Origin of the sequence: Asticcacaulis sp. SL142, from assembly GCF_026625745.1 — a bacterium.
GTDB lineage: Bacteria > Pseudomonadota > Alphaproteobacteria > Caulobacterales > Caulobacteraceae > Asticcacaulis.
In genome coordinates this window covers 1,191,864-1,205,271 of the sequence record NZ_CP113061.1, presented here as the reverse complement: position 1 = coordinate 1,205,271, position 13,408 = coordinate 1,191,864, and the positions used below count along the sequence as shown (strand labels likewise).

Genomic DNA, 13,408 nt, shown 5'->3' with positions numbered 1-13,408 from the left:
TGTGATCGTAACGGGGGATAGTATTGGCGATTGCCCCTTAACAGGTTCAAAGTTTGTACTATCTTCATTAGGCTACGTTCCCAACCGGCGTTAAAATCGCTTCGTTCATCCGACCTTCAGGTCGGTGGCGTTAAGTTGAAAGAACGCCGTTAGGGTATGGTTAAAACAAAGAGGTTTAGTCTTGTCGGGTAACGGGTTTGATTTCGCGCTTGAGGAGGTTGAGGGCGCTAACATCATGGCACAGTCGATGACGATCGCAGTAAAGTCAGCAGGCGCAGTGACGGCAGCGGGTAAGGGCGGGACGAAGACTCCCGACATTAAGCCTGACCAGGCCCCGTTTGCGGTTGTTGATGCCAAGCCGAAGCCTCAGAAGCCGTCGCTGTACCGCGTGCTGATCCTCAATGACGACTACACCCCGATGGAGTTTGTGGTCTATGTCCTTGAGCGGTTCTTTAACAAGTCGCGTGAGGACGCCACCCGCGTCATGCTGCATGTCCATCAGACGGGCGTGGGCGTATGCGGGGTGTTTACTTACGAAGTGGCGGAAACGAAGGTGGCTCAGGTCGTCGATATGGCCCGCCGACATCAGCATCCGCTGCAATGTACTATGGAAAAGGATTGATCCGCTTCCTATGTAATAGATGAAGATACAGTTTTTAGAATTCCGGCCGCGTTTTTGGCAAGCGAACAACTAGCTTACTTTAAGTTTCGCGAACTACCTATGGGGCAAGAATAAAGGACTAGAGAGTATAGAGTTTTGACTCACAGCTTTAAGGAGGCTGAACATGCCATCATTTTCCAGCGCGCTTGAAGACACGCTTCATCGGGCCGTCGGGCACGCCAATGCTCATCATCATGAGTATGCGACCTTAGAGCACCTCCTCCTCGCCCTCATTGACGATGTGGACTCCGCCGCCGTCATGACCGCGTGTAATGTGGATTTATCAAAACTACGCGTGGCGCTGAACGCCTATATCGAGACCGACCTCAAATCGCTGGTGGTGCCGCAGTCCGAAGAAGCCAAGCCCACGGCCGGTTTCCAGCGCGTCATTCAGCGCGCGGTCATTCACGTCCAGTCGTCGGGCCGCGATGAAGTTACCGGCGCTAATGTGCTGGTCGCCATTTTCTCGGAGCGCGAGTCTCACGCCGCCTTTTTCCTGCAGGAGCAGGAAATGACGCGCTATGATGCGGTCAATTTCATCGCTCACGGTATTGCCAAGAAGCCGGGTGCGTCGGAACCGCGCGCCGTGCGCAGCGCCTCCGAAGACGGTGCGCCGTCGGATGAAAAATCCAAGGGCGAAAAGTCAACCGGCGATGCTCTGGCCGCCTACTGCGTTGACCTGAATGAAAAGTCGCGCCACGGCAAGGTTGATCCGCTGATCGGCCGTCATGCCGAGGTTGAGCGCGCCATTCAGATCCTGTGCCGCCGGACCAAGAACAACCCGCTGCTGGTCGGTGATCCGGGCGTGGGCAAGACCGCCATTGCCGAAGGTCTGGCCAAAAAAATCGTTGACGGCGAAGTGCCGGAAGTTCTGGCTGGGGCCACCATCTACAGCCTCGACATGGGTACACTTTTGGCGGGCACGCGTTATCGCGGTGACTTTGAGGAGCGCGTCAAGCAGGTCGTCAAGGAGCTTGAGGCCCATCCGAACGCCGTCCTGTTCATCGACGAAATCCACACCGTCATCGGTGCAGGAGCCACGTCGGGCGGGGCGATGGATGCGTCCAACCTGCTGAAACCCGCTTTGGCGTCGGGCGCTCTGCGCTGCATGGGCTCCACGACCTATAAGGAATATCGTCAGCACTTTGAGAAGGACCGCGCCCTGGTGCGTCGCTTCCAGAAGATCGACGTTAATGAGCCGTCGCCGGATGATACCATCAAGATCCTGCGCGGCCTCAAGCCGTACTATGAGACCTTCCATAAGCTGAAATACACCGATGCGGCCATCAAGACCGCGGTCGAGCTGTCGGCGCGTTACATCACCGACCGTAAGCTGCCGGACAAGGCCATTGACGTGATCGACGAAGCCGGGGCCTTGCAGGTCATCCTGCCGGAATCCAAGCGTAAGAAGATCATTGGCCCGCGTGAGATCGAAACGGTTATCGCCAAGATCGCCCGCATCCCGTCAAAGTCGGTGTCGCGTTCGGACACAGAGGCCCTGCGTGATCTTGAAAAAGACCTGCAACGGGTGGTCTTTGGCCAGAACGATGCCATTGAGCAACTGTCGTCAGCCATGAAACTGGCCCGCGCCGGCTTGCGCGATCCGCAAAAGCCGATCGGGTGCTACCTGTTCTCCGGGCCAACCGGTGTGGGTAAGACCGAAGTGGCCAAGCAACTGGCGTCCACGCTGGGGATTGAGCTTCTGCGCTTTGACATGTCCGAATATATGGAGCGCCACACCGTGTCGCGCCTGATCGGGGCCCCTCCGGGCTATGTCGGCCATGACCAGGGCGGGCTTCTGACCGATGCCGTCGATCAGCAACCTCATGCGGTCGTGCTGTTTGATGAGATCGAAAAGGCCCACGCCGATATCTACAACATCCTGTTGCAGGTCATGGATCATGGCATGTTGACGGATGCGGTCGGCAAGAAGGTCGATTTCCGCAATGTGATCCTGATCATGACCACCAATGCGGGCGCATCGGACAACCAGAAGAACTCGATCGGCTTCGGTCGGGCCAAGGTCGAAGGCGAAGACGACGCGGCGATCAAGCGTCTGTTTACGCCGGAATTCCGCAACCGTCTGGATGCCATCGTCGGCTTCAAGCAACTGAAGGCCGAGGTCATCAGCCAGGTCGTGCACAAGTTCATCCTGCAGCTGGAAATGCAGTTGGCGGATCGCAACATCACGATCACCCTGACCGACGATGCCGCCAAGTGGCTGTCGGAAAACGGCTACGACGAACTCTATGGTGCGCGTCCACTGGCGCGGGTCATTCAGGAGTACATCAAAAAGCCGCTGGCCGACGAGATCCTGTTTGGCAAGTTGATCAAGGGCGGTCATATCCTCGTCAAACTCACCGACGAGGGCAAGATCGGCTTCGACATCACCCCGGCCAAGGACAAGAACGCTTCCAAAGCCGAAGTCGTGGATTAATCGCTCAAAAGTCCTTCGCTTTCGCTCAGTGTACTTTTGAGCGGGCGTAAATTGTCAAATCCCGGCTCGGGGCGGCCCGACGCCGGGATTTGTCTTTTTATACCTCCCCAGTTTACTGGGGAGGGGGACCGCACGAGCGGCCAAAGGCCGTGAGATGCGGTGGTGGGGGCATTTCTCCTCCCTACAAAGTGGGGAGGTGGCGCGGCGAAGTCCGCGACGGAGGGGTAACTCTATACGTGAACGCCCACAAACGGGATATCAGACACAGTGACCTCGATATCTGTGTGTCTCAGGATCGTTTTAAGCGATGCTGCCCGTAAGTGCTTGTCTTTATGTGGGCCGACAATAATGCGCTTAATTGGCAAAGTTATATTGTCTCGAGACAATTCTTCTAGTTTTAAAGTATCACCCGATTCAAAAAGGGGAATGTAAGGTATTTTCGTTACGCTCCCACGGTAACGAATATCAGGAGTAGTTTTTTGATCGTCATAATTTTTACTATCAATTAAAATGCGGACTTCGTTTTCGTCTTTAAATGCCCAGTGTTTGTATCTACCCGCGTAGAAAATGAAGCTAGAATAAGCTTCAGTATCAGGTTTAAATTCATAACGATTTAAAATCGCATCGAGCATTTCGATACTTCTTTGTACCAATATGTCAGCTTTTTTTTTGCATTTCTGAGGCGTATTTTTCGACATCACCACTGTAAATCATGTCTGCGAGTAGGGGTAAAAATCCGAACTTTGAATTTTGTTCGTGAAGTAAAATTTCTATTTCATTTGAGTTAAACTCAATCGCATATCCCCCATCCGCTCCATAAGCACGCCATTGGCTAAGGTGTCCGTTCGCAGCGACAGGCGCATCTGTATGTTTAGAAAATGACGTTATATAAATTTCATCGCCAGTTGCTATGTACATGCTTTGAACCAAAGTGCTTGGCTCATCCATAAATTTTGAAGTTCCTCCTTCTGATTCTATGAATTGGGCGAACCTTTGATCTGACAAGATCTTGTCTTTTAGATATTTTTTATAATGAGGCAGGATTTCTTCAACAAGCCTTTCTGCTGCAAGCTTAAATTCGGTACTATCATTAAGGAACTGATAGTTCGTCGCCCAGAGAGACTGGCTTTGGAGTATGCCGATCAGCCCGTTGTAGGTCGTGTAGTGGAACAGACTTGGGTATACCTCAGATACTTTTTTCTCTGTACTTTCAGTCATTCGAGTCTGGCCCCTTTTAGAATCTCCATGTGATTTATACCATATCACACTGATTTTTCAGTGATGTTTAAGTTCCGGGTGCAGGGTCTGTGACCCTGCGACTTTAATTCCCGCCTGAACCTTCAAATCGTAACCGAACCTCCTACATAAGGCTTTAGAGCACGTCCCGATCAAATTGGATCGGAACTGTGCTCTAAGCTTTTGTTTTAGCGCGCATCTGTATCCGAAAACCGTTTCACACTTTTCGGGGTGCGCTCTTGTGCTTTGTGAGGTGTTTGATGATCCCGTTTTCCATTCTTGATTTATCGCAGATCGGTGAGGGCGGGACGGTGCGGGAGGCGCTCGATAATTCCGCACTCATGGCCGGGCACGCCGAGACACTGGGTTATACCCGCTACTGGCTGGCGGAACATCACGGTATGCCGGGGATCGCGTCAGCCGCGACGTCGATTGTAATTGCCCATGTGGGGCAGGCGACCAAAACCATCCGCATTGGCTCCGGAGGGATCATGCTGCCCAACCATTCGCCGCTGGTGATTGCTGAGCAGTTCGGCACACTGGCGGCGCTGTTTCCTGACCGGGTTGATCTGGGGCTGGGGCGCGCGCCAGGGACGGATATGAAAACCGCCCGTGCCTTGCGGCGCAATATGGATGCCGGGGTCGATAATTTCCCGAATGATGTTCTGGAATTGCAGGCCTATCTGGGTGAGAGCGATGACGCCACACACCGCCCGGTCATCGCGGTGCCGGGCATGGATACGCATGTGCCGATCTGGCTGTTGGGGTCGAGCCTTTATAGTGCGCAACTGGCGGCCATGCTGGGCTTACCCTATGCGTTCGCGTCACACTTTGCGCCGGAGCATCTGTTCCAGGCGTTGAGCATCTACCGCGGACAGTTTAAACCGTCGGCGGTGTTGGATAAGCCCTATGCGATGGTCGGGATCATGGGGGTCGCGGCGGATACGGATGATGAGGCGAAGTATCTCTATACCTCGATGCAGCAGTCGTTCGCCAATCTGCGCCGCAATGACCGCAAACCGTTCCCGAAGCCTAACCGCGGTTTGCAGTTAAGCCCTGATGAGGCGGCGATGGTTGATCATATGCTGAAATATGCGGTAGTGGGGTCGCCCACAACCATCGAGTCCAAACTCAAGGCGTTTCTGGCGCAGACCGAGGCTGATGAACTGATTATCTCCATGCCGATCCACGACATAAAGGCCCGCCTGCGCTCAGTCGAACTGTTCACGCAAACGGGCCTAATGGCATCTGTAAATTAGAACTGGCCTATCAGTCGGCTCCAGGTTCAGGGTGCAGGGGCCGTGCCCCTGCCTAGCCGACGGTGACGCCGGACAGGCTGCTGAACAGGCCAAATACCTGAAGCAGCCACAGCACAACACCGATCACGACGACCGCGTTGAGGATGTTTTTGATCTTGCCGTCCATCGGGATGTAGGTGTTGACCAGCCACAGCAGGACGCCGACGACGATAAGCACAACAACAAGATTAATGAGAGGCATGGGTAAATTCCTTTGGGTTCATGGGTAAGTTGAACCTAGGCCTAGTTGTCTCAGGTTTAAATGCGGAGGACAGTTCGGAATATAAAGAAATGATCGGATTGTTAGTGTGGCGTGATGAGCTTATCGCCGATCATAATATAGTCCCATTCCGGGCGACTGACCTTAATTTCACCTTTCAGGAAGGCCGTTTTCTGAGCATCGTTAAGACTGAAATCAACCGTTTGTTGCTGCCATTTTCCGTCTGTAAAGACATAAATCCGCAGGGCGTTGTCATCCAGCATGACAATCTCCGGCGCGGTGTCACGGTTAAGGTCGATCAGAGATACCTGACACAGTTTCGAGCCGGTTTTCATGCACTGGGGCGTGTCGTGGCCGTCAATCTCGAAGCTCTGCGCTAAAAAGGTTGCGGGGATCACGCCATCGGCGGGAGCGATGACTTTGAACTGCCCCGCGGACGGTTTAACGGATTTGGAGGGCGGCGTGAGTTGATAGCGCTCCTTTATGGCCTTCGCCTCGGTCGCCTTCTTGCGAATGGCATCGGTGGTGCCGTTTTTCTCAAGCGTATCAAGGGCGCGGGTGCCATAAACGCCAGTCTCAAACCGCAGCAGGTTCCAGTCGAACTGGTCCGGCGCCACCTTGCCCGATTGCAGGCGGGCGACTTGATCGTTCACGCTGAGGCGGGCGGGGGTTGCAATCGGTGTCAGGACGGCAATGAAAATCACACACTTGGCGATGGCAAAGGCGATATTGAGCGGCTCAATAAGGCGCAGCCAACGACCGGGCATGACAGCGGCCACCGCGTAACCTATCCCGTACAATAGCGCGACGATCACACCGACCAGCGCCATGATACGCGCCGGCGTCAGGCCGTACTGGCCGATCCGCAGACTGAGCGCATAGGCCGCCAGCACGGAGAAAATCAGGATCAGGCCACAGCCAATGCGAGCGGCGATTTTGAGCGCGATATTGACCGGGCGTTCAACGTCGCCTTGCTGATAGGCGGCATTAATCAGCAGCACCAGCCCCAGACACGCGCCCAGCAGGGTCGCCGTCGCGGCCTTGGTCTTCCACAGGGGCTCAAGGCCGCTAAAGCACAGGCTGACCGTAAAGATCAGTCCTACCAGAACGATCACCGGCAGCAGCCATGACAGCACGCCCAAAATCAGAGCGCGAACATTAGCCAGCAGTTTGGTCTGAACGTCGGAAAGATGGACCGAAATGCCTAGCGCCAGACCGGTGACGGGGAAGCTGAAAAATTCCTGCTCCAACAACTTTTTGAACCAGTCAAAGCCGATGAAGCCGAGCAGCGAAGCCCCCAGCCACAAAATCCCCCACAGCAAAAGGGTGAACAGAATACACAGGCACAACTGTACCCCGCGCTTCCAGGCTTCGTCGAAATAGAGGCCGTAGGGGGCGATGGGTTTTCTGGCCTGATCACCGCTGGAGATCAGTTCGTGGCCGATGAACAATAGCGGATACAGCAGAAACGTCGCCGTGCCCCAGAAGGGTGAAAAATACGGCGTCGGGTTTTGCTGATACTGCGTCCAGGCGATGATGGCGATCAGCACCATGCTGATCAGGCCCCAGACCAGCAGCGTTCCGCGTCGCATGGCGGCCGCCCCTGCCCAGTAGATAAAGGCGCTCAAGGCAACTGTCAAAAAGGCAATCTGATGCCATATGTAGGTTTGGGTGATCTTTGACGGATCGATCGGATATTCGGGCCGGTGGGCATCGGTATAGGCTTGGATATAGGCCAAAACCAGTCCGAACAGCACCCCGATGACGCTTCGGAAAATCAGCGCGTGACGCTCTGAAAACGGTTGTTTGGCAGCATCCAGCATAGCGTCCCCCAATTATTCGCGGCGACTATAGCGTGTAAGTTGCGGGGGTGGAAGGTGGTTTAAAAGTGTACCCCTCCGTCTCGTCGCGTTAGCGACGAGACGGAGGGGTATTCTTTACGCCGCGACTGTCTTTGCCACCGGACAATAGGCCTCGATCCCCGGTGCGGGGCGGCCAATCAGGTATCCTTGCGCTTCGTGGCATCCCAGGTCCTTCAGGGCCTCCATCTGGGCCGGAGTTTCAACCCCTTCGGCCGTGATGCGCACCCCAAGGGACTGCGCCATGTCCGTGATGGCGCGGATGATCGACAAGGCGTCACGATCATGGGGCAGGTCGCGCACGAACGACTGGTCGATCTTGATCTTATCGAACGGGAACGCCCTCAGATAACTCAAGGACGAATAGCCGGTGCCGAAGTCATCCATAGCGATACGCACGCCCTGTTCGCGGATTTGCGTGAGGATGCTCAGGTTCTGCTTTTCGTTTTCCAGTAGCACGCTTTCGGTGATTTCAAGCTCTAGGCGGCTGGCGGGCAGACCGGAAGCTTTCAGGGCCTTTTTGACCAGCACGGGCAGGGATTTGTGACGGAACTGGAGCGGGGAGATATTGACGGCAATCCGCCACGGCTGCGGCCACAGGGCAGCGGCATTACAGGCGGTTTTCAGCACCCATTCCCCTAATGGCCCGATCAGGCCGGACTCTTCGGCGACCGGGATAAACTCGGCCGGTGAAACCATGCCGTGCACCGGATGGTGCCACCGCAGCAAGGCCTCGAACGAAGTGATTTCATGGGTCTCCAGATTGAGCAGAGGCTGGAAATAAAGCTGGAACTGGTTGTCGGCCAGGGCGCGTTTTAAGTCCTGTTCCATCTCAAGCCGGCGCTGAAGTTGCTCATCCATTTCCGGTCGGAAAAAGCACCAGCCGTTGCGACCTTCGGATTTGACGCGGTACATGGCAAGATCCGCGCGTGATAACAGGTTATGAGGATCAAGCCCGTCTTGCTGGGCAATGACAATACCGATCGATATGCCGATCTGGAAACGCATGTCGCCGACCTTGAACGGCGCCTTCATGGCCTCGACGATGCGGCCCGCCAGATGTTGCGCGTCATCAACGCGGGTAATGTCTTGAATGACCGCAAATTCGTCGCCGCCCATGCGCGCGATCATATCGCCTTTGCGTACGCACCTACGCAACCGCTCAGCGACCTGAATCAGTAACTGGTCGCCCATCATGTGCCCGTAAGAATCGTTGACCGCTTTAAAACGATCCAGATCAAGGCACATCAGCGCGAACGACCGGCCCGATCTTTGGGCGCGGCTTAAGGCTTTTTCCATGTCGGTCGCAAATAAAGCCCGGTTAGCCAGCCCCGTAAGCGGATCATAGTGGGCCAGTTGCGCGATGCGGGCTTCGGCGTCTTTCTGTTCGGTCAGATCCATGCCGAGCGTAATAATGGCGTCGGCTTCGCCGTTTTCACTGCGCAGAACGGTTTTCTTGAGTTGCAATATGCGTCGGCGTTTCTGGTCATCGATAAAGGTTTCATCTTCCATCACGACCGCACTAAGGGTCTCCAGGGCTTTGCGATCGCTGGCCAGAATACGGGCGGTGACCTCCGGCGGGAACAGATCCTGACTGGTCTTGCCGACGACATCGCTGGCCTTGACATTAAACAGCTTTTCGCCGGCGCGGTTGATCAGGCGGATGCGCTGGTCATCGGCGTTTTTCACCAGCACCATCGCCGGGATATTGTTAATGACGGTGTTGAGAAAGACTTCACTGCGCTGGGCTTCGGCGCTCAGGCGCAGCAGGTCTCCGGTCATAACCTGTTGTATGTTAAAGGCATTTTGCAGGTCGGCGCTGATGGCCTTCAGCACCGACAGGGAGGTGCCGACACCGGCATATTTGCCGTCGCGGGTAGCGATAAAGCCTCGCATTAACTCTGACGGGCGCTCGGCCAGAGTCGCGCGGGTAAAGTCGCGTAAAGGCGTGTCTACATCAACCCTGAGCGGATCGGCGTCCATCATGGCGGTGACCGGCTTGCGGCTAAACAAGGCGCGACCAAATTCCGCGGCCATCCGCAGATTGAAGGTATGACGCTCAATCAGGCCTAAAACCGTACCATCGGTATCGGCCACCGCCACCACCATCAAATCGGGGGTGTCGCGGAACATGTCGTATATTACCGAGTTGGGGCAATCGGGCGCAATAGGTGCGATCTGATCGGTGATATCGGAGATAAAGAGAGCTTTTTGCATCTCGTAACGCCCTGGCATGTGCAATGATACCTTACGCAACAACCTTACTATTGCGGAGCACACTAACCGATACGAGTGAATCGGGATTTAATTTTGTAAGATAATATCTATATTTTTCAGAGATATGGGGTGTTCTGATGAATTTTTGGGAGGGTAATTATCAGATTGCAGCAACGCTTTTATGGCGTGATCTGACAAAGGCGCGCGGCGTCTTCTCATTATGCCCGGACGCTACAGCCCGCGTTGTTGGGGCGGGCGGCTCGATTGATCGAATAGGCTTAAAAATCGTTTCTTTATGTGGATTCTGATTTCATCATGTGTTACGTAATCTGTACGGGGAGGCCGTTGTCGGGTTTATCGTTCCGCAAAAGCCTTTTGTGAAACTATAAAATCATAAAATGGTGCCGTTTGCCCATGGTTTGGGCAGAAAGGCGCGTTACAGGAAAATGCAGCCGGCCATGTTCAAGACCGTCTATTATGCCACGCATCCGGATATGATGGCGCAGGCCTCCAATCAGGATCTGCGCGACCGGTATCTGATTGGCGGCTTGTTTGTGCGTGATGAAATAGTTCTGAATTACCTGCATCAGGAGCGCTTGGTTATCGGCGGCGCGGCCCCCGTGGATGAGGTGCTAACCCTGCCGGTTCAGGCTGAACCCGCGTCCGTGGCCGGTGCGCCGTTTCTGATCAACCGGGAAATGGGTGTGGTCAATGTGGGCATGGGCGCGGGCGTGGTGACCGTTGACGGGCAGGCATTTACGCTAGATCCTCTGGATGCGCTTTACATCGCGCGCGGGGCCAGTGATGTCAGTTTTGAGAGCCTGTCCTCTGGTCTTCCGGCGAAGTTTTATCTGGCCTCGACACCGGCGCACTGTGCCTTTGAAACCAAAGCCATTTCGACGGCGCGGGCCATTCCGCTGGAGCGGGGCACGTTAGAGGGCTCCAATGCCCGCGTTATCTATCAGTTGATCATACCCGGTGTCTGCGCCTCGGCTCAGCTTTTGATGGGGCTGACCATATTGAAACCCGGCAGCGTCTGGAACACTATGCCGCCGCACCTGCATGACCGCCGCTCAGAGGCCTATTTCTATTTTCGGCTGGCGCCCCATGCGCGGGTCTTTCACTTTATGGGTGAGCCTGAACATACGCGGCATATGGTTGTGCGCGATGAAGAGGCGGTTATCTGCCCGCCATGGTCTGTCCATACCGGTGCCGGCACGTCAGACTATGCCTTTATCTGGGCGATGGGCGGGGAAAATCTGGACTATGACGATATGGATGTGCTCGATATCTGTCAGCTTAAGTAAATGCGTTGGGTACTGAGACGACTGCGGTTCGTACAGGCGGGGGCTCGCTCAGGCCGGGCTACATAAACAGGGAGAGTAACATGAAATCCATTCTGAAACTGACCGTGGCGGCGGTTTTTATGTCGGCACTGGCGCCGGTGACGCTAAGTGCTGCCACCCCGGCTAACCTTGCGCACACTGCGGCGGCAAAGCCTGCGGCGATCCCGTACCGTCCGGCTGAGGTCATGGCGCTGGCCGAAAAGGTCGCCGACTGGCAACTGGCCAATATGGCGGGTGGTTCCATTCCATCTAATGCCTCACCCGATACGCCCGATAAGACCGGCTGGGTACAGGGGGCTTTGTTTGTCGGCCTGATCGAACTGGCCAACCGCAGCGACAATCCAGCCTATGGTCGCGCCATTATTTCACGCGGCGAGGCCAATAAGTGGCAACTGGGTCACCGGTTTTATCATGCCGATGAACATGTGATCGGTCAGTCCTATCTATGGGCCTCAAAACATGGTGCGGGGCCGCAGGCGATTGCCCCGCTCAAAGAACGCTTCGACCGAATTCTGGCCTTTCCGCCGACCGTAGGCCTTGAGCACCGCGAATATTATGATCCGCGCGGGGTCGATTGCGATCAGCGCTGGTGCTGGGCCGATGCCATCTTTATGGCCCCGGCGGCCTGGCTTGAACTGTCGCAAATCACCGGCGACCCGAAATATGCCAACTATGCCAAGACGGAATTTACGGCGGTTACCAACTATCTCTATGATAAAGACGAACATCTTTATTACCGCGACTCGCGCTTTTTCAACCGGCGCGGCCCCAACGGTGAAAAGGTGTTCTGGAGCCGCGGCGATGGTTGGGTGCTGGCGGGGCTGGCGCGGATGATCCCGCTGTTGCCGCAAGGTGATCCGGGGCGCGCCGAGATGGAGCAGGTCTTTAAGGAAATGTCGGCCAAACTGGTCGCCATCCAAAAGCCCGATGGCTACTGGTCGCCGTCTTTGCTGTCCGATCCGACCAAATCCCTGCCGGAATCGAGCGGCACGGGCTTTTACACCTATGGTCTGGCCTGGGGCATCAAGGCCGGGTTGCTGGATCGCAAGACCTATGAACCGGCGGTACGTAAGGGCTGGACGGCCCTGACGCGGGCTGTGCATTCCGACGGTAAGTTTGGTTATGTGCAGCCGGTATCTGACCGGCCGGAAAATGTCAGCTTTGACGACACCCAGTTTTACGGCGTTGGCGCGTTTCTGCTGGCAGCGACGGCGGTGGCTGATCTGGATCTCAAGCCGGGCAAGGACCTGACCGTGCCGTCAGCCCCGGTGCCGGTTCAGGCCGTGCTCAATGTGCAGGACGGCGGCGTTCTGGAAGACGGGCGCCTGCAACGCGGCGTCTTCCACCTGCAAAAACAATATACTGTTCCGGCCGATCACTTTATCCATGATGGCCTGATGGCGTTTGAGGGGCTGGGCTGGGAGTCCGACCTGATGGCCTATCGGCTCTATCTGGATGAGCGCATGGCCATTGATATCTTTGGCAAAAAGACGCCGGGGCCGGTGCTGCACACCATCGGGCAGGGGGTCGACAATTATCACGACATGGCGCCGTGGGGCATGGACATCTTCAAGGTCGGCGAAACGGTCGGGATTGGTGGCGTAGGGGTTCTGCGCGGTGGTAAGGCAACCCAGATTGGTAAATCAACGATCTCAGCCAAAATTATCGACAATGGTCCGGCGCAGGCTGTGGCCGAAGTGGAGACCAAAGGTTTTGATAATGGCACATCGAACCTGACGACACGGTTCACAATTAAAAACGGTTCGGCCCTGACCCACGTCAGCGCCAAGGGGCAGGCGGCGTCCGGCCCGTTCGTCACCGGCCTGATCAAACATGAGGGCGTCACCGTGCTTAAATCGGCACCGGATGCCAGGGGCTGGGCCTATGTCGCCACCTGGGGCCAGCAGTCTCTGGCCAATGACGGGCTTGGAGTCGCTGTGTTCTATAAGCCTGATACCGTCGTCAATAGCGCTCAGGATGACGGAACCAGCCTGTTTGTGACCTTTAAAGATCCGGCGGCGATTACCTATGCGTTCGGTGCGGCCTGGGCACAGGATCAGCAGGGCGTGCGCGACCTTGATGGCTTCAAGGCGTGGCTGGATACCCAAAGCCTTAATTTAAATAAATAAAACAG

At 55.6% G+C, this 13,408-nt stretch carries 10 protein-coding genes; 5 read left to right on the top strand and 5 right to left on the bottom strand.

Going from position 1 to position 13,408, the window contains the following annotated elements; translation table 11 throughout:
- Positions 1 to 247: 247 nt before the first annotated feature.
- Positions 248 to 622 carry an ATP-dependent Clp protease adapter ClpS gene (clpS, locus tag OVA03_RS05505; protein WP_373295618.1) on the top strand — a complete coding sequence of 125 codons (375 nt, stop codon included), beginning with the start codon at positions 248 to 250 and terminating at the stop codon, positions 620 to 622.
- A gap of 163 nt (positions 623 to 785) precedes the next feature.
- Entirely contained in the window at positions 786 to 3,098 is a 2,313-nt protein-coding gene (gene clpA / locus OVA03_RS05500; protein WP_267527151.1) for an ATP-dependent Clp protease ATP-binding subunit ClpA, read from the top strand.
- A gap of 230 nt (positions 3,099 to 3,328) precedes the next feature.
- On the opposite strand, the gene OVA03_RS05495 is transcribed toward clpA, so the two are convergent.
- Positions 3,329 to 3,730, bottom strand: coding sequence for a hypothetical protein (locus OVA03_RS05495; RefSeq protein WP_267527150.1), 402 nt, complete (start codon positions 3,728 to 3,730; stop codon positions 3,329 to 3,331).
- A 25-nt stretch (positions 3,731 to 3,755) separates the two neighbouring features.
- Entirely contained in the window at positions 3,756 to 4,316 is a 561-nt protein-coding gene (locus tag OVA03_RS05490; RefSeq protein WP_267527149.1) for a DUF2971 domain-containing protein, read from the bottom strand.
- Between the two features lie 278 nt (positions 4,317 to 4,594).
- Here OVA03_RS05490 and OVA03_RS05485 point away from each other — a divergent pair, with 278 nt between their 5' ends.
- Positions 4,595 to 5,593: an LLM class flavin-dependent oxidoreductase gene (locus tag OVA03_RS05485; protein ID WP_267527148.1), complete on the top strand. Its 999-nt coding sequence runs from the start codon at positions 4,595 to 4,597 to the stop codon at positions 5,591 to 5,593.
- A 52-nt stretch (positions 5,594 to 5,645) separates the two neighbouring features.
- Here the strand turns inward: OVA03_RS05485 and OVA03_RS05480 are convergent, their stop codons facing one another.
- The 3 genes from OVA03_RS05480 to OVA03_RS05470 all read right to left on the bottom strand — a co-directional run bounded on the left by OVA03_RS05480 (position 5,646) and on the right by OVA03_RS05470 (position 9,928).
- Entirely contained in the window at positions 5,646 to 5,834 is a 189-nt protein-coding gene (locus OVA03_RS05480) for a Thivi_2564 family membrane protein (protein WP_189488796.1), read from the bottom strand.
- Positions 5,835 to 5,935: 101 nt separating this feature from the next.
- Entirely contained in the window at positions 5,936 to 7,675 is a 1,740-nt protein-coding gene (locus tag OVA03_RS05475; RefSeq protein ID WP_267527147.1) for a DUF4153 domain-containing protein, read from the bottom strand.
- A 114-nt stretch (positions 7,676 to 7,789) separates the two neighbouring features.
- Positions 7,790 to 9,928, bottom strand: coding sequence for a putative bifunctional diguanylate cyclase/phosphodiesterase (locus OVA03_RS05470; RefSeq protein ID WP_267527146.1), 2,139 nt, complete (start codon positions 9,926 to 9,928; stop codon positions 7,790 to 7,792).
- Between the two features lie 458 nt (positions 9,929 to 10,386).
- Between OVA03_RS05470 and kduI the strand changes: the two genes are divergently transcribed.
- Both kduI and OVA03_RS05460 read left to right on the top strand, forming a co-directional pair.
- Positions 10,387 to 11,235: a 5-dehydro-4-deoxy-D-glucuronate isomerase gene (gene kduI, locus OVA03_RS05465; protein WP_267527145.1), complete on the top strand. Its 849-nt coding sequence runs from the start codon at positions 10,387 to 10,389 to the stop codon at positions 11,233 to 11,235.
- An 80-nt stretch (positions 11,236 to 11,315) separates the two neighbouring features.
- Complete coding sequence (locus OVA03_RS05460; RefSeq protein ID WP_267527144.1) at positions 11,316 to 13,403, top strand: glycoside hydrolase family 88 protein; 2,088 nt, start codon at positions 11,316 to 11,318, stop codon at positions 13,401 to 13,403.
- The last annotated feature ends 5 nt before the right edge of the window (positions 13,404 to 13,408 follow it).

What these genes read in the sequence shown, in the direction of transcription:
- OVA03_RS05475 (WP_267527147.1), bottom strand. Translation starts at nt 7,675, where the DNA reads ATGCTGGATGCTGCCAAACAACCGTTTTCAGAGCGTCACGCGCTGATT.
- OVA03_RS05485 (WP_267527148.1), top strand. Translation starts at nt 4,595, where the DNA reads ATGATCCCGTTTTCCATTCTTGATTTATCGCAGATCGGTGAGGGCGGG.
- OVA03_RS05460 (WP_267527144.1), top strand. Translation starts at nt 11,316, where the DNA reads ATGAAATCCATTCTGAAACTGACCGTGGCGGCGGTTTTTATGTCGGCA.
- OVA03_RS05490 (WP_267527149.1), bottom strand. Translation starts at nt 4,316, where the DNA reads ATGACTGAAAGTACAGAGAAAAAAGTATCTGAGGTATACCCAAGTCTG.
- OVA03_RS05470 (WP_267527146.1), bottom strand. Translation starts at nt 9,928, where the DNA reads ATGCAAAAAGCTCTCTTTATCTCCGATATCACCGATCAGATCGCACCT.
- OVA03_RS05495 (WP_267527150.1), bottom strand. Translation starts at nt 3,730, where the DNA reads ATGCTCGATGCGATTTTAAATCGTTATGAATTTAAACCTGATACTGAA.
- clpA (WP_267527151.1), top strand. Translation starts at nt 786, where the DNA reads ATGCCATCATTTTCCAGCGCGCTTGAAGACACGCTTCATCGGGCCGTC.
- kduI (WP_267527145.1), top strand. Translation starts at nt 10,387, where the DNA reads ATGTTCAAGACCGTCTATTATGCCACGCATCCGGATATGATGGCGCAG.
- clpS (WP_373295618.1), top strand. Translation starts at nt 248, where the DNA reads ATGACGATCGCAGTAAAGTCAGCAGGCGCAGTGACGGCAGCGGGTAAG.
- OVA03_RS05480 (WP_189488796.1), bottom strand. Translation starts at nt 5,834, where the DNA reads ATGCCTCTCATTAATCTTGTTGTTGTGCTTATCGTCGTCGGCGTCCTG.